Here is a 16,312-nt window from a genome sequence, read left to right as displayed (position 1 = left end):
TGAGCAGAATGACCATCCTTGCAGGCCTGATTTTGGCCCTCTGGACCACGGCGGCGCGGGCCGATTGCGTGGTGCTCTTGCATGGGTTGGCGCGCTCGGATGCATCTTTTGTCATCCTGCAAGAGGTGCTTGAGGCCCGCGGATATGACGTCTTCAGCCCCGATTACCCCTCGACCGAAGAGGAAATCGAGCGGCTCGCACGCGAAACGCTGCCCTTTGCGGTCCGGGTTTGCGGCGCGACGCGGGTGCATTTCGTCACACATTCCATGGGCGGCATCCTCTTGCGGCTCTGGCTCAAGGACAACCGCCCTGACCAGATGGGCCGGGTCGTGATGCTGGCCCCGCCCAACCATGGCAGCGAATTGGTGGATGAACTGGGCGGGCTCGAACTTTTCCGCTGGCTCAACGGGCCTGCGGGTCTTCAGCTGGAAACCGGGCCGGGCGGCGTGCCGGAAAACCTTCCGCCTGTGGATTTCGAGTTGGGGGTGATCGCCGGCACCCGCTCGCTCAACCCTTATTTTTCCAGCCTGATCGACGGGCCGGACGATGGCAAAGTCTCGGTCGCATCAACCCGTGTCGAAGGCATGGCGGATCATATCACTCTGCCGGTCACGCATACCTTTCTGATGAATAACCCGCTCGTGATCGCGCAGGTCGAGGAATTTCTGGCGCAGGGCCAATTCAACCATGGCCTGACGCTTGGCGATGTGCTCCTCGGGTGGAGATGACAATGACAACGCTTGAGATCACATTGCGCGGGGCACAGGTGCTGACAGCCGAGGGGCTGACCGCCTGCGACCTCTCGCTCAGCAACGGGCGGATTGCCGATACGCCATCGGGCCGCGCGGTTGATCTGGACGGCTATATGATCCTGCCCGGCATCGTCGATATTCATGGTGATGGGTTCGAGCGGCATCTGGCCCCCCGGCGCGGCGCGATGAAGGATCTCGCCCAAGGCATGATCGCAACCGAGGCGGAACTGGCCGCCAATGGCATCACCACCGCTGTTCTGGCGCAGTTCTATAGCTGGGAAGGCGGCATGCGCGGGCCGGAATTCGCCGATCAGGTCTTTGCGGCCCTGACTGCGGTGCGCGAGCATGTCGAAACCGATCTGCACGCACAATTGCGCTTTGAAATGTCGCTGCTCGATGACTACGCCGCTGTCGAAGACATGGTCGCACGCCACGGCATCGGCTATGTCGTGTTCAACGACCACCTGCCGCACAAGGCACTTGCGGCGGGCAAAAAACCGCAAGGTCTGACCGGGCAAGCGCTGCGCATCGGGCGCAATCCCGAAAAGCATCTCGAATATATCCAAGGCCTGCACGCGCGACTACCCGAGGTCGGCCCCGCACTGGACCGCCTTTCCACAGGTTTGGCCGCGCGCGGCGTGCGGCTGGGCAGTCATGACGATGCCACCGCCGAAGGCCGCAGGCAGGCGCGCGCGCGCGGTATGACCATCGCCGAATTCCCCGAAACGCTCGAAGCCGCAGAAGAGGCGCGCGCGGGCGGTGATGCCGTCATCATGGGCGCGCCCAATCTGGTGCGCGGGGGATCACACAAGGGCAATGTCAGCGCGGTTGATCTGGTGGCGATGGGTCTCGTGGATGCGCTGGCTTCTGATTACCATTACCCCTCGCTCATGCGCGCGGCCTTTCTTTTGGCGGATGGCGGGGTCTGTGATCTGGCGACCGCTTGGGGGCTGATATCCTCTGGTCCGGCACGGCTTTTGGGGCTGTCGGACCGCGGCACGCTCCGCCCCGGCCAACGCGCCGATCTTGTTATCCTCGCGGCCGATACACGCCGCGTGGTGGCAACCATGGCTGAGGGGCGGATCAGCTATATGGCAGGCGCGGTGGCCCGCCGCTTTATCGGCTAAGTCACCACGCGTCTTATCCCACTGCCGCCTTCAGAAAAGCCTCAAGCTCTGCGGGATCAATCGGTTTTGGCAATACCTCCAGCCCCGCCGCGCGGCAATGCGCGTGCATTTCCGCCACAAGATGCCCGGTGATGATCCGCGCCGGAATAACCCCGTGGCGCGCCATGATCCGCGCGATCACCTCGGGCCCGCGCACGCCCTCGTCCAATTCATAATCCACCAACATCGCGTCAGGGCTCAGCCCTAAATCCGCCAGTTGCGTCAATGCTTCCAAGAGATTACCCGCCTCCACCACATCTGCCCCCCAACCGCGCAAAAGCAGGGTCAGGGCGTGGCGCAAATCGGGATCATTCTCGATCAAAAGTACGATCCGCCCCTCGAGCGAGGCTCTTGCCCGGGCGCCGCCCACGCCCCGGATTTCAGGCCCGCTCCGCGCCACAGAGACAAGCGGCACCGTCACGCTGAAACAGGCCCCACACCCCAGATCAGAGCGCAATTCCAACGGGTGCCCCAAAAGTGCGCAGGCCCGGTCCACGATAGCCAGCCCAAGGCCCATCCCCTCGGCAGCGCTGACATGTGCATCCAGCCGGTGAAATTCCTGAAAAATGCGGTCCTGATCGGCGGGGGCGATACCCGGCCCCGTGTCGCGCACTTCCAGACGCAGATTGCGCCCCTGCCGCCGCGCCCCCACCAGCACCTTGCCCGAAGGTGTGTAGCGGATGGCATTGGCGATCAGGTTCTGCAACACCCGCCGCAGATAACTTGCATCGCTCTCGACCATGGCACCGCAGGGAACATAGCGCAGGTCCAAACCCTTGATCGCGGCAATCGGTGCGAATTCGTCGATCAGTTGATCCGTGATCCGGCGGAGCGGCACGTGGGTCACATCGACTTCGACATGCCCGGATTCCAGCCGTGATATATCCAGCAGCGCGTCAATGATGTCTTCAACACTTGTCAGCGCCCGCTGCGCCTTGTCCATCAACACCCGGTGATCGGCGCTGGCCAATTCCTCTTGCAGCGACGCAAGATAGAGCCGCGCCGCCGAAAGCGGCTGGCGCAAATCATGGCTCGCCGCCGCGACGAACCGCGATTTAGAGGCATTGGCGCGCTCGGCCTTGGCCAAGGCATCCTCCAACTCCAGCGTGCGGTCGCGCACCCGCTGCTCTAGCCGTTCATTCGCATGCGCCAGGGCGCGCGCGGCCGCCCGCTCGGCGGTTACATCCGAAAAACTGATGACAAAGCCCCGGTCGGGCATCTGCCGGGCAAAAACATCCAGCGTCTTATGCGTGCCCGAGCGCATATAGAACCTCAACGGCGCGCGCCGGTCCTGTGCGCCGACCCAGACCGCGATATCATGTGCGCTCAGCCCACCTTCAATCTCGAAATCGCTGCCGATGCGCCGCAGGATCACATCGAATTCAATCCCCACCCGAAACCGCGAAATGGGAATCGACAACATGCTGCCCGCATTCTGATTCCAGCCGCGCAATTGCCCGCTGCGATCAAAGATGCACACGCCTTGATCAATGTGTTCCAACGTAGCCCGGATCAACTGCGCCTGATCATCCAGCAGTTTGCCACGCTCGCGCCGCTCGAGCCGGATGATATCGGTGATATCGGTTTGCAGGATCACCGTTTGCCCGTCGCGGGTGCGATGCTCACTCACCTGAACCCAGCAATCGCCGGTCAGGTTAAGGTTGAACATCACATGCTTTTCCTGATGCAACTGCATCCGCCGCGCCGCCCAATCGCCACGGCTCTGCATATCAGGCAGTTCCAGAAACCGGCTTTGGCTGGCGTGGCGCACGTAATCGGCAAACTCCAGTCCGGGGCGCAATTCGGCCACAAGATCGGGCATATACATGCCAAAACGGCTGTTGTGCAGCACCAGCCGCCCGTCGCTGTCGAAAAGAGCAAAACCCTCCTGAATCGTCTCGATGGCATTGGCAAGGTCCGAGCGTGCCCGCTCGGCCTCGCGAATGGCCTGCGCCAATTGCGCGTTGGAGTCGTTGAGCAGATCGAGCGCGTGTTCCAGATCACGGGTGCGTTCGCTGATCTGATCCTCAAGAATGACCGCCCGCTCGAAATGTGCATAGGCCGCACCGCCGTCATCCGTCACCTGCTCGACCCGGCGCATCAGCACCTCAATGATCTTGAGCAACTTGCCATTCTGCCGGTCCAGCGGGTCAGAATTGTCGATCAACGCCGCCGACATGGGTCAGCGCCCGATGGGGGGATAAATCGCCACCCCGGTCATGGTTTGGTTGACATGCAGCCCGTTGATCTGCTCGCCATAGGTGGAAAACCCCACCACCCGATGCGCGGCCAGAATCCGTGAAATCTCAGGCCCGATCTGGCGCTGCTGCACTTCGGTTCGGCGCAGGATGCAATCGCAGGCCAGCACCGCCAACGGCGGCGTCTCGGCACCCAGCCCTGCCAGCTCATGCTCCAGATGCGCCGCCATATCCTGTGATTGCGCGAGGGTCAGAACCAGCCCTTCGTCAATCGCGGAAAAGAATTGCAAATCGCCATTGGCCTCAGCGCGCTGAATGGCGCGCACATGATGCTGCCCGCCGATCCGCACCACCACCGGATTTTCCGCAAAGGTCGAGGGCGTTAGCTCGTCGATCCGGCAGCCAAGGATGCGGGCATATTCCTGCGCCGCCACCTCGGCGTTGATCTGATGCACGATGCGGCGCGCGGGATCGGCATCCGTCACCACCATACGCCGATCCGTGGGCTGAAAATGATCAAGGCGAAACACCCGCACCGGGCAATCGGTGCGCATGAGGCAGACCACGGCCGCATTGCGCAACGTCACCCCGTCACAGGAAATCAGCGTTTGCGCAAACCGCTCACCATCCGCTGCCGACCCGCCAAAGAGCGGCATCGGCCCCAGCCCAGCCGCAATCGCGGCAACAAGCTCATCCTCCTTGAGCGACAAGCCATCGACAGCAAGAAAGGCAAACTCATTGGGCAGGCTTTGCCCCGCCTGCGTGGCCAGCCACGCCCGAGCGCGCACCGTCTGGGAAACGCAGGCCGTGCTATCCAGTTCCGACAGGGGCGTCACAACCTGCAACACAGCGTGAAAATGATCCGCAGCAAAGCCAACAGCCACAATGCTACCCTCGGCATAGCCGCTCATCCCGATCTCACCCGCAGTGGTGCAGCCAACACAGCGACTATCGACAAAGACGCGCGCGGCCTCGACCATCAGCGCCTCAAAATCCGCCTTGGGGGTGACAAAGAACAGAACCAGTGCCAGCCGCACATCGCCCATTGCCCGACGCAGCGTGCCGATGGGGTCGCAGGCATCATGAGGCACTTCAGCGCGCGCAACTATAGCTTGATCGCACAGCATCAGCTCTGACAGGCTGCTGTCCATGGCTCCTCCCATGGGGTCCTCCACCCCAGTCAGAGCGTAATCCGCTTACTCTGCCTCGCGCAAGACGTTAGAGAAGCTGGCCATCTGCGCGATCAACACCGCTTGGGTGCGGGTCTGAACCCCCAGCTTGCGCATGATGGCGGTGACATGCGTCTTGACCGTGGTTTCGGCAATCGACAACTCATAGGCGATCTGCTTGTTCAGCCGCCCCTCGCAGATCAACTGAAGGATGCGCGCCTGCTGCCGCGTCAGATGCGCCAGACGCTCCACCGCCTCGTCGCGATCATTGACCGGCTGCTCTTGCGTCTTGGTCAAAACGACCCCTTCAGGCAGGAAAATCTCGCCCGCCGCAATCGCCTCGAACGCGGCACGGAACACCGGTCTTTGACTGTGTTTGGGCACAAAGCCCGCCGCCCCTGCGTGGATCACGGAACACACCATGCGGCTCTCGGACATCGAAGAGACGACCACGATTGGCGTCTCGCCCGCCACCGCGCGCAGCCGCGCCAAACCGTCCAGCCCGCTGACATCCGGCAGATTGAGATCGAGCACGATAATGTCCGGCGGTCCGTTCTCGGCCACCATGGCCAGTGCCTGATCCAAACTTTCGGCGGTATCAATCCGGCCAATCCCCGCCACCGATTTGAGCGTCATGGACAGCGCATCGCAAAACAGCGGATGATCATCGACGATAAGGGCCGTGGTAAAACGCCCCGGTCCCGCAGGGGCGGGACGGGTTCCGGGGATATGCGCCGTTTTCGGTGTCATTCGATCATCCTAGCAAAGGCCGCTTGATCGGCCTACTCACACCAAGGTCTGAGGCCCTCAGCCCCGCCGCTGCATCAGCCCACGCCCCGGATCATAGCCCCAGAGCGCCAGAGCAAGAAACACCAGACTTGCCAGCGCCGTCCACAAAAGCGCCATACCGTTGAACTGCCCATAGAGCGCAAAGCGGATCAACTCGACCGCGTGACTGAACGGATTGACCGCACAGATATCGCGCAAGAGCATCGAACTCTCTGCCATCCGCCACAGCGGATAGAGCGCGGTAGACATGAAAAACGTCGGAAAGATCACGAAATTCATCACGCCTGCAAAATTTTCCATCTGGCTGATAAAGGACGAGAGCGCGACGCCAAGCGCGCCGAGCATCACCCCCCCAAGGATCAGCGCAGGCAGAACGTAGAAATAGCCCATCACCGGCATCTTGATCCCCATCGCCGCCGCAATGCCCAGGAACGCATAGCATTGCAGCACCGACACAGCAGTCCCTGCAAGGATCTTGGCGAACAAAAGCCACCAGCGCGGCAAAGGGCTGGTCAGCAAAAGCCGCATCGACCCCATCTCGCGGTCATAGACCAGACTGAGCGAGGATTGCATGCCGTTGAACAAAAGGATCATGCCGCACAGCCCCGGCACGATGTAGGTCTCATAGGTGATATAGGTCTGATAGGGCGGAATGATCGACAGGCCCAGCGCCGCGCGAAACCCGGCGGCAAAGACCACCAGCCACACCAATGGCCGCACCAAGGCCGACACAAACCGCGAGCGTTGCCGCGCAAAGCGCAGCGCCTCGCGCGTGACAATCGCCGCCAGCGCGATCAAAAGCGGCCTCATGCGGGTGCCCCTGTCAGGCTCAGAAAGCGCTCGGTCAGCCCGTCCTGTCCGGCAATCTCGCGGGTGATGCCATCGGCCAGCACGCAGCCCCGGTGCAGGATCACCAGCCGATCCTCGGGCCAAACCTCATCGGTCAGATGTGTGGCCCAAAGGGCGGTCAGCCCATCACCGGCACAGAGGTCGTGCACATGGGCGGTAATCGCCCGCCGTGCTTCGGCATCCAGCCCCACGGTCGGCTCATCAAGGAGCAAAACGGCGGGTTGATGCACCAGCGCGCGGGCAATTTCGGTGCGCCTGCGGTGCCCGCCATTGAGATCGCGCGCCAACTCATCCGCGCGCTCACGCATTGCCATCCGCTCAAGCGCCGCCTCGATCCGCATTTCTGCCGCGCGCCCCGCCAGCCCATGCAGTGCCGCGAAATAACGCAGGTTGCGCCGCACGCTCAGATCCAGATCCAGCGTCTGTTGTTGAAACACCACCCCGATCCGCGCCAGCGCTTGCCGGGGGTTGCTGGCAATATCATGCCCCGCAACGCTGATCCGCCCCTCGCGCGTCGTGAAAAGCCGTGTGAGCAGCGCAAAAAGCGTTGATTTCCCGGCGCCATTCGGGCCAAGCAGGGCACAAAACGCGCCCTGCTCTACCTCAAAGCTCACGTTTTCCAAGGCCCGCTTGGCCCCGTAGGAAAATCCCAGCCCGTCAATCCTTAGCCCGGTCATGCCGCGTTCCTGCCTTGTCCTCCCGAAAGCATAGACCGGGGCGCGACCTTATTGAATGATGAACTCAAGCCGCTGGCTGTCGCCGCTCGTGCCGGGGATAAGCATGTGATACCGACCCGGCTTGATCGCGATAAAGGAAAACTCCGCCGTGCCTGCATCGTCAAACTCGAAACTGTCGATCGCCATTGGCCTGATTTCGATCTCGTTGATGACGATCTCATCCATCCAGATCGCCCGAAAGAATTCCGGCCCGGTCAGCGCCAATTCCGCGCTGCCATCGGCGGTGATCTCCATCTCGTAATAGGCCCCCGATTGCAGGGTGATCGGCCCCTCGCCTAGAGGCTGCCCCGAGGCCAGCGTGACCTTGATTTCGTCCCCCCGGTTGCATTTCGCCAAGAGCCCGGCAAAGCCCAGATCATCGCACAGCGGCGCGGCATTGGCGGGCATCGCCAGAAGGGCCAGCGCAGCGGCAGTCAGCATATGTTTCATCAGTGTTCCCTCTCTCCTCTTGGATCAATCAGATACGACCACGACGCCCCAGGGCTGTTGCCCCACCTGCACCGATTTCACGACCTCTTCTGCCGCGACATCAATAATCGAGATATCGTTGGAATTGCCGTTGGTGGTGTAGAGGTATTTCTCCTCGGCATCGAAGGCCAACTGCCAGACGCGCTGGCCCACCAGAAGGTATTTCTCGACCTCGAAGGTCTCGCCATTGACCAGCGCCACCCGGTTTGACGGCCCCAGCGCCACAAAGATTTTCTTGCCGTCCGAAGTGACGCGCACCCCCACCGGCTGCAAAAGTTCCGGGGCGATGCCCGGCACTTCAAAGGTGATCTTGTGCTCAATCCCGCCCCCTTCCGGATTGATCACACTCACCGTGCCGCCAATCTCGGCGCTCACGAACAGGTATTCGCCATCCGCCGTGTATTGCGCGAAACGCGGGCGCTGATCGACCAGCGTGTTCTGCACGATCTCAAACGTCGTCGTGTCGATGAAATGCGCCATATTCGTGGTCTCGGAGGTATTGACCACGTATTTGCCATCGGGCGAAATCCCCATGCCCTCCGGCTCTACCCCCACCGGCACTTCGGCGAGGATCGTATGGGTGTTCACATCCGTCACCGTGACCAGATTGTCATCCTCATTGGCGATATAAAGCGGGTTGCCCGACGGGTGCAGCACGAACAATTCCGGGTCAGGCCCCGAGGGCAGCGTGTGTAATTCCTGATAGGTTTCGGTATCGAACACCCGCACCACATTGTCATCCGATGCACAGACATAAAGATGCTTGCCATCGGGGCTGGCCGTGATGCCGCGCGGTCGGTTGCCGGCGGCGAATTCGGTAATCACCTCCCATGTCTCGCTGTCCACAACGGTGATCGTGTTGCCGCGTTCATTGCTGACAAACACCTTGCCCGCCAAGGCGGGGCTGGTCATCAGGGCAGCAAACGCGGTCGCAAGGGCCAAATGGTGCATGGACATCTCTCCTATTGGGCAAAGGCAGTGCAGGCGCTCTCGGGCTGATCCAGCCCCAGCGTATCCAAAAGCGAGCGTTGATGCAGGAACCCGTCCTGCGGCGACACGCTCAGCGTGATCCGCCCATCGGCCAGCAATATCGGCTGGCGCAATTGGCCATTCCACGCCCGAAAGGTCAGCTTTTGCCCCTTGAACGCCGCCAGTTCAAAATTCTCGCTCAGCGCATAGGCCCGGATCGCGGCCGGATCGGCACTCTGGGTACGCGTCACCGCCTCGCCCAGCACCCGCAGCGCAAGCCAAGCTGTGTAATCCTCTGGGCGCATATAGCGGCCCGTCAATTCTTCGAATCGGTGCTGGAATTGCGTGCCTCCCCAAGCCTCCAACGCCGGATGCCACGCCAAAGGGCGCAGCCCCGCAGAGCCGACGATGGGCGAGGGCCGCCAAGTGTGAAACGGCAGATAGGTGGCGAAAACATCGGTTTCATCGGCAGCAATGATGACGTCGTGTTCTTTCAGGTCTTGGGTAAAGACGGGCAATTGCCGCTGCACCTGCACATGCCCGGTATCGGTGCGCCGCGCGCCGCCGGTATCGGTAAACTCCCGCTCATCCACAATCTTGGTCCCAAACTTGGCGGCAGAGGCGCGATAGGCCTCGGCCAGCGCAATATCCTCGGGGTGCGAGCCATGAATGAGCGCCCAGCGCGGCCACTTTTTCCAGATCAGGAACTGCGCCACCGCATCGCTCTGCATTTGCCGCGACGGCGCGACATGCAGGATATTGCCCCGGCATTCGGCGCTGCGCAGCGCAGTATCTGGTGCCAGCGTGTTGAAAATCAGCGTATCCGGTGCTGCGGCCTCAGACATCGCCAGCAATTCCCCGGCCCGCGCCTGCACCGCAAAGAACCGCAGCCCCTCGCCTTGCAAGCGCTCGAACTCGGCTAAGGCAGTCTCGGGCGTGGCGGCCACCACATCGGTCACATAGGTCTGGCCCATAAACCGGCCTGTGGTCTGATTGTCCTCGGTCGCCAACTGCCCGCCGGCAAACCCCAGATCCTCGGGCCGCAGATCAAGCCGCGACACCGGCAAAAGCGCAGGATAATCCACCCGCAGCACAACGGCCCGCACCTCCTGTGCCTGGACGGGCGGTGAAAGAGCCATCAGGCCCGCAAAAACAAGCAAGGCAAGGCGGAACATGCGCGATCTCCGTCAACGGCTTGGCGGTGGCGGGATCGCCACATACGGGTATCCTAGCAAAAGCGGCAGGTTTGTAAGGTGTTTTCGCCGCATTCCGCCCAAACCCGCGGAAACATGCAAGTAAATCAAGTTATTTGATATATATTTCAGATGTTTATAGAAATTCATACTTTGGTCGCACAGGCCAAAGAATGGCAACAAAAAGGCCCGGTGCACTCGGCATCCGGGCCATCTTTCGTAAAATCCGCATATATCACGCTGATGCAAAAAGCCCCGCATACTCTGCCCTAAGTATGTTTTTCTGCACCTTGCCCATGGTGTTGCGCGGCAACTCCTCCAGCACGATCAGCTTGCGAGGGTGCTTGAAGCGCGCAAGGCTCTTGGCCGCCGCCCCGGCAATCGCGTCAATATCCACCACAGCCCCTTTTTGCGGCACCAAAAAGCCCACCACCGTTTCGCCGAAATCCGGATGCGGAACCCCCACCACGGCGCTTTCCAGCACGCCGGGTTGGTCATCCAGCAACAACTCGATCTCTTTGGGGTAGATGTTGTAGCCGCCTGAAATGATCAGGTCCTTGTTGCGCCCGACGATCTGCACATATCCCTGATCGTCGATCATCCCCAGATCGCCCGTAATAAAGAAACCATCGGTGCGCAGTTCCTCGGCGGTCTTCTCTGGCATGTTCCAATAGCCTGCAAAGACATTCGGCCCGCGCACCTCGATGATGCCAATCTCGCCTTGCGGCACCTCTGCCCCCGTCTGTGGATCGGTGATCTTCAACTCAACGCCGGGCAGCGGAAAGCCCACCGTGCCCGCCCGCCGCGCCCCTTCATAGGGGTTCGAGGTGTTCATATTGGTCTCGGTCATGCCATAGCGTTCGAGGATGCGATGCCCCGTGCGCTCTTCAAAGGCCACATGAGTTTCCGCCAAAAGAGGCGCAGAGCCAGAGGTAAAGAGCCGCATATGCGCGACCAGCGCGCTTGTGAAACGCGGATCATCCAGAAGGCGCGTGTAGAATGTGGGCACGCCCATCATCGAGGTCGCGCGCGGCAGTTGCGCAATCACCTGATCCTGATCGAATTTCGGCAAGAATATCATCGACCCTCCCGCCAAGAGGATAATGTTGGTCGCCACAAACAGGCCATGGGTGTGAAAAATCGGCAGCGCGTGCAAGAGCACGTCGTCAGAACTGAACCGCCAATAGTCCACCAGCACCTCGGCATTGGACAGCAGATTGCGCTGTGTCAGCATCGCACCCTTGGAGCGGCCGGTGGTGCCCGAGGTATAAAGAAACGCCGCCAGATCATCCGGCTCGCGCGGGGCGGTCTCGAAACTCTCGTTCAGGCCCTCAGCCGCCTCCGGCAATGTGCCCGTGCCATCGGCATTGAGCGTCATCAGAGTGGCCCCGGCACGATCCGCAACCCCCTGCAACGCCCCGGCCTTGGCCCCGTCGCACAACAAGACCTTGGCCCCGCTATCACCCACGAAATAGCCCAGTTCATCGCCGGTATAGCCTGTGTTGAGCGGCAAGAACACGATGCCCGCCTGCACGCAGGCAGCATAGACCGCAAGCGCCTCCGGCGATTTCTCGACCTGCGCCGCCAACCGGTCGCCGGGCACCAATCCGGCACCGCGCAACGCATGGGCATAGCGCGCCGTCATCCGCAGGAATGCATCATAACTGACCACCGCGCCATTCGCCAAATGCAGGAACGGCGCAGTTTGCCCGGCATGACGCCCGAACAGATTATCATAGAGGGGATTGGCCATGGCTCTTGTCCTTCACTCGGTCTTCTTTGCGGCGATAGCGGCCAGCGCCGTCACCTCGGCAGAGGCGGCAATCACACCCGCCCCGGCAAATCGTTCATGGTTCTGCGAAATCTGTGCCCGGTCGTAAAGGTAATTCACCATCACGCCGCCCGACTGCTTTTGCCCATTGGGCGACAGGTCCGCCCCAGCATGAACGGCATGCACCGAGGCCCCGTTGCCCAGATGAAACCGCGCGACCGGATCATAGGGGCCGCCGTCGGGGCGCTTGGCCTTGAGCAGATAGTGGGCCGTCACTGCGCGGCGCGTCTCGGCCTCTTCGGGCAGCACGGCGCGGGTCTCGCTTAGCCAGCGGGTCAACCCCGGTATCGGCGACAAGGTGACAAAGGTCTTAAGCCCCGGCAATTCCTGCGACAGGTCTGCCACCACCTGCTTGATCAGCGAATTGCCAAAGGAGATTCCCGCCAACCCCGACTGACAGTTGGAAATCGAATAGAACACCGCCGTATCCGCCTCATGCGCGCCAATCACGGCCCGCTCTTCGGACAGAACGTCATGGATCGCTCCCGGAATTCCCCGGCTCAGCGCCACTTCGACGAAAATCAGCGGTTCGTCGGGCATGGCGGGGTGGAAAAACCCGAAACAGCGGCGATCTTTGGGGGCCAGCCGCCGACGCAGATCGTCCCAACTGTCAATGGCATGCACCGCCTCATAGGCGATGATCTTTTCCAGCACATCGGCGGGCGAGGACCAATTGATCGGGCGCAGCACCAGAAAGCCACGATTGAACCAAGAAGAGAACAGATGCTTGAGGTCCAGATCAACCACGGCCAGCGCCGGGTTATCTCGCGCCAACCGCAAGAGATCGGCCCGCATCGCCACAAGCTGCGCCGTGGCCCCCGGCACCTGATTGAGGCGGCGCGCCAGCTCTTGCCGCGGTGGCTCTGCCGCATCCATGAAACCGCGGTAACTGTCCCGGTCCGGCCCCGCCTCGAACGCATCCAGCGCATTGCGCACACTCTCGGGATCAACGCCCATGCCTTCGGTCAGGAACCGAAAGAACTCCAGCTTTTCAGCATCGGCCATCCCGGCGTAGCGATCAAGGATCAGCCGCGCCAGCGCCATGCCCGACACTTCGCCGGAACTGCCCAGCAGATCCCGGCAAAGATCCTCGATGCTGCGGTTCTTGTGATCCGGTTCGGATGCGCCGCGATAACGCCGCTCAAACACCGTCGCCAGCAGATCGGCCAGAACGCTCATCGCATCGTCCCCATGACCAGATCAGGCAACCACGTGGCCAACCCCGGAAAGAGGCACAAGAGAACAATCGCCAGCACCATACATCCGACATAGGGCAAAGAGCCGACGAGGATCGTCTTGAGCTTGATGTCAGGTGCGATGGAATTGATCACATAGAGGTTCAGGCCAACAGGTGGCGAAATCAGACCGATTTCCATGTTGATTGTCAGAATAACCGCAAACCAGATCGGATCGAACCCCGCTGTCGTGATGATGGGCAACAGGATCGGTGCCGCCATCAAGATCACCGCCACCGGCGGAAGGAAGAAGCCCGCGACCAACAAGAACACATTGACCGCGCCCATCAGCACCCAACGGTTCACATCCAGCGTGCCGATCCATTCGGCGATGGATTGCGTGATGAAAAGCGACGACAGCATATAAGAAAACACGCCAGCCGCCCCGATGATGAAGAGGATCATCACGCTCTCTCGCGTGCTGTCACGCAGCACCACCCAAAGAGCCACAGGTGACCACAGTTTATAGATCACCATAGCGATCACGAGGCACAAGAGCGCGCCCACCGCCGCCGTCTCGGACGGCGTGGCAATGCCCCCATACATGGCATAGAGCACGCCAAGGATGATAAAGAGAAACGGCAGCACACGCGGCAAGATCTCAATCCGCTCGCGCCAGCTATAGCTGCGCCCGGTCAGCAGGTTCATATCCCCCGACCGCCAAGTCGAATAAAGCGACCACGCCATGAAAAGACCCACCAGCAGCAGGCCCGGAATGACGCCAGCCAGAAACAGCCGTCCAATCGAGGTTTCGGTGGCAATGCCATAGACGATCATCGTGACCGATGGCGGGATCAGAATGCCCAGCGTGCCGCCCGCCGCAATAGAGCCCGCAGCGACCGCATCGGGATAGCCCCGCTTGCGCATCTCGGGGATCCCCATCTTGCCTATGGCGGCGCAGGTCGCGGGGCTTGATCCCGACATCGCCGAGAACAGTGCGCAAGCCCCAAGGTTCGAGATCACGAGACCGCCGGGCACCCGCGTAAGCCACCGCTCCAGCGCCTCATAGAGGTCAGCCCCGGCTCGGGTCGATGCAATCGAGGCCCCCATGATGATGAACATCGGGATCGACAGAAGGGCAAAGTTGTTGAGCTTGCCAAAGAAGATTTCCGGCAGCAACTCAAGCGAACGCATCCCGTCGAACACGATCAGGAAGCCGCCCGAGACAATCAGCAATCCAAGCGCCACCGACACGCCGGAGAACAGAACCACGATGGTTGCAATCGCAACGATCAGGCCAAGCAAAAGCGGATCCATCAGACGTCCTCCAGCCCAAAGGGCGCATCAATATTCAAGAGCAGCGCCACAAGATCGGCGACCAGTTGCAACAAAAAGAGGCCAAGCCCCACTGGAATGGCGAGATAGGGAATCCACAGGTCAATCCCCCAGACGGTATCTGATGTCCAACCACGCGCCCACGCGACGTGCCAGAATTCATAGCCATACCAAAGCATGACCGCGACAATCACGATGGAAAGGCTGAGCGTCACGACCGCCAGCCCCTTGCGCGCCCGGCGCGGCACCGCAAGCGGGATCAGGTCCACGTTCACATGCCCACGCAGGCGCTGCACATAAGACAGGCCCAAAAGCGTGGCGGCGATCATCAGATAGATCACGGCCTCGGTCTGCCAGACCGTCGTGCCGTTCAACACAAAGCGCACCCAGATCATCTGACAGGTGATGAACACCGACGCGACGATCATCGCCGCCGAGATCCACCCCGCCAGGGTCGAGAGCGCGGCAACCGCGCGCAGAAAAGGATTTTGTCCGGTGCGCGCAATCGCACCCGATGCATGGCCAGCCATGGTCTACCTCATGTCAGGGGGGAGTAGGAAGTTGGCTGCCGCGCAGATAAGGCGCGGCAGCCTGAGCGGATCACTCGACCGCGAACGCCATATCAAGCAGCGCCTGCCCATCGGCCACGCTGGCAACGAATTCCTTATAGGACGTTTCAGCCGCCAGAGCCCGCCACGCGGCGAAATCCTCTTCGGTCATCGACGCAATCTCGACACCGGCATCCTTGAACACCTGCACCGACGCGGCATCTTCTTTCTTGGCCTCTTCAAGATAGAAGGCTTCGGCCTTTTCCGCCGCCGCCATCAGCGCCGCCTGCTGCTCGGCACTCAGACCGTCAAAGGTGGATTTGTTCATCAAGAGCGGCTGATACATGAACCACAGCGCCACATCCCCCGCTGGCGTGTAGCATTTCACCTGCTCATAGATGCGGAATGACACAAAAGACGAGGACGAGGTGTTGACCGCATCCAGAACGCCGGTTTGCATCGCGTTATAGATCTCGGAAGAGGCCATCGACGCGATCGACGCGCCCGCACCCGCCAGCATCTGCTCGAATGCCTTGCCAGCCGCGCGGGTCTGCATGCCCGCAACATCCTCGGGCTTGGTGATGCACTTGCCCGTGCTGGCAAAGCCGCCAGCCAGATAGCCATGCACCAGAACCATCACGTCATCTTCGGCCATCTTGGCCTCTACGGCCTCCATGAAGGGGCTGTCGGACAGACGCGCGGCGTGATCGTGGTTCTTGACCAGACCCGGCATCAGCGTGAGGTTGTAAGCGGGCTGTTGTCCCCCCGCATAGCTGAGCGGCAGCACGGTCATATCAAGCTGACCCCGGCTCAGCGGCGTATACTGCTCGCGCGCCTTAAAGAGCGACTCCGAGCCAAAGATCTTGATGTCGAGATCGACACCGGCAGCCGCCACTTCATCGGCCACAATCTGTGCAACCTTGTGGCGCACGTCATTGTTCGACCACTGATGCGACAGGCGCAGTTCGGTGGCAAAAGCTGCGCTGCTCAGCAGCATCATCCCGGCAGCCGCCGCCGCCGTGAAAGTCATCTTGTTCATATCTTCCTCCCATTCTGCCCGAACGTGTGGCCCGGACCGTGTCGGAGAGTGTTTGGTGTTTTGAATTCAGAGTCAAGATTTTTGTATACAAGAG

At 61.1% G+C, this 16,312-nt stretch carries 15 protein-coding genes; 2 read left to right on the top strand and 13 right to left on the bottom strand.

Features of this window, described 5'->3' with window-relative positions; translation table 11 throughout:
- Positions 1-8: 8 nt before the first annotated feature.
- Both RAK1035_RS08430 and RAK1035_RS08425 read left to right on the top strand, forming a co-directional pair.
- A complete protein-coding gene (locus tag RAK1035_RS08430) occupies positions 9-728 on the top strand; it encodes an alpha/beta fold hydrolase (protein ID WP_008281658.1) in 720 nt (239 codons plus the stop codon).
- A gap of 2 nt (positions 729-730) precedes the next feature.
- Positions 731-1,879: an alpha-D-ribose 1-methylphosphonate 5-triphosphate diphosphatase gene (locus tag RAK1035_RS08425; RefSeq protein WP_037298028.1), complete on the top strand. Its 1,149-nt coding sequence runs from the start codon at positions 731-733 to the stop codon at positions 1,877-1,879.
- A gap of 13 nt (positions 1,880-1,892) precedes the next feature.
- Here RAK1035_RS08425 and RAK1035_RS08420 read toward each other — a convergent pair whose 3' ends face one another.
- From RAK1035_RS08420 to dctP, 13 genes are all read right to left on the bottom strand, one after another.
- Positions 1,893-4,097 carry a hybrid sensor histidine kinase/response regulator gene (locus RAK1035_RS08420; protein ID WP_008281656.1) on the bottom strand — a complete coding sequence of 735 codons (2,205 nt, stop codon included), beginning with the start codon at positions 4,095-4,097 and terminating at the stop codon, positions 1,893-1,895.
- Positions 4,098-4,100: 3 nt separating this feature from the next.
- The gene (locus RAK1035_RS08415; protein ID WP_232279218.1) at positions 4,101-5,279 is read right to left on the bottom strand and encodes an FIST N-terminal domain-containing protein; all 1,179 of its coding nucleotides are present in this window, start codon (positions 5,277-5,279) and stop codon (positions 4,101-4,103) included.
- 33 nt (positions 5,280-5,312) lie between these two features.
- The gene (locus RAK1035_RS08410) at positions 5,313-6,035 is read right to left on the bottom strand and encodes a response regulator (RefSeq protein WP_008281654.1); all 723 of its coding nucleotides are present in this window, start codon (positions 6,033-6,035) and stop codon (positions 5,313-5,315) included.
- A 57-nt stretch (positions 6,036-6,092) separates the two neighbouring features.
- Entirely contained in the window at positions 6,093-6,884 is a 792-nt protein-coding gene (locus tag RAK1035_RS08405; RefSeq protein ID WP_008281653.1) for an ABC transporter permease, read from the bottom strand.
- Positions 6,881-7,600, bottom strand: coding sequence for an ABC transporter ATP-binding protein (locus tag RAK1035_RS08400; RefSeq protein WP_008281652.1), 720 nt, complete (start codon positions 7,598-7,600; stop codon positions 6,881-6,883). The genes RAK1035_RS08405 and RAK1035_RS08400 overlap by 4 nt, the downstream gene beginning before the upstream one ends.
- A 48-nt stretch (positions 7,601-7,648) precedes the next feature.
- On the bottom strand, positions 7,649-8,089 hold the full coding sequence (locus RAK1035_RS08395; RefSeq protein ID WP_008281651.1) for a hypothetical protein: 441 nt from the start codon (positions 8,087-8,089) through the stop codon (positions 7,649-7,651).
- A gap of 24 nt (positions 8,090-8,113) precedes the next feature.
- A complete protein-coding gene (locus RAK1035_RS08390) occupies positions 8,114-9,079 on the bottom strand; it encodes a YVTN family beta-propeller repeat protein (protein WP_037298025.1) in 966 nt (321 codons plus the stop codon).
- Between the two features lie 11 nt (positions 9,080-9,090).
- A complete protein-coding gene (locus RAK1035_RS08385) occupies positions 9,091-10,272 on the bottom strand; it encodes an ABC transporter substrate-binding protein (RefSeq protein WP_008281648.1) in 1,182 nt (393 codons plus the stop codon).
- A 253-nt stretch (positions 10,273-10,525) separates the two neighbouring features.
- The gene (locus RAK1035_RS08380) at positions 10,526-12,043 is read right to left on the bottom strand and encodes a malonate--CoA ligase (RefSeq protein WP_008281647.1); all 1,518 of its coding nucleotides are present in this window, start codon (positions 12,041-12,043) and stop codon (positions 10,526-10,528) included.
- Between the two features lie 12 nt (positions 12,044-12,055).
- Positions 12,056-13,300: a malonyl-CoA decarboxylase gene (locus RAK1035_RS08375; RefSeq protein ID WP_008281646.1), complete on the bottom strand. Its 1,245-nt coding sequence runs from the start codon at positions 13,298-13,300 to the stop codon at positions 12,056-12,058.
- Entirely contained in the window at positions 13,297-14,613 is a 1,317-nt protein-coding gene (locus RAK1035_RS08370) for a TRAP transporter large permease (protein WP_008281645.1), read from the bottom strand. The genes RAK1035_RS08375 and RAK1035_RS08370 overlap by 4 nt, the downstream gene beginning before the upstream one ends.
- The gene (locus tag RAK1035_RS08365) at positions 14,613-15,161 is read right to left on the bottom strand and encodes a TRAP transporter small permease (protein ID WP_008281644.1); all 549 of its coding nucleotides are present in this window, start codon (positions 15,159-15,161) and stop codon (positions 14,613-14,615) included. Before RAK1035_RS08365 ends, RAK1035_RS08370 begins: the two co-directional genes overlap by 1 nt.
- Before the next feature lie 70 nt (positions 15,162-15,231).
- Positions 15,232-16,218 carry a TRAP transporter substrate-binding protein DctP gene (gene dctP, locus RAK1035_RS08360; RefSeq protein ID WP_081506887.1) on the bottom strand — a complete coding sequence of 329 codons (987 nt, stop codon included), beginning with the start codon at positions 16,216-16,218 and terminating at the stop codon, positions 15,232-15,234.
- Between the last annotated feature and the right edge of the window lie 94 nt (positions 16,219-16,312).

This window comes from Roseovarius sp. AK1035, from assembly GCF_003288315.1.
GTDB lineage: Bacteria > Pseudomonadota > Alphaproteobacteria > Rhodobacterales > Rhodobacteraceae > Roseovarius > Roseovarius mucosus_A.
This window is presented reverse-complemented; position numbering and strand designations above follow the sequence as displayed.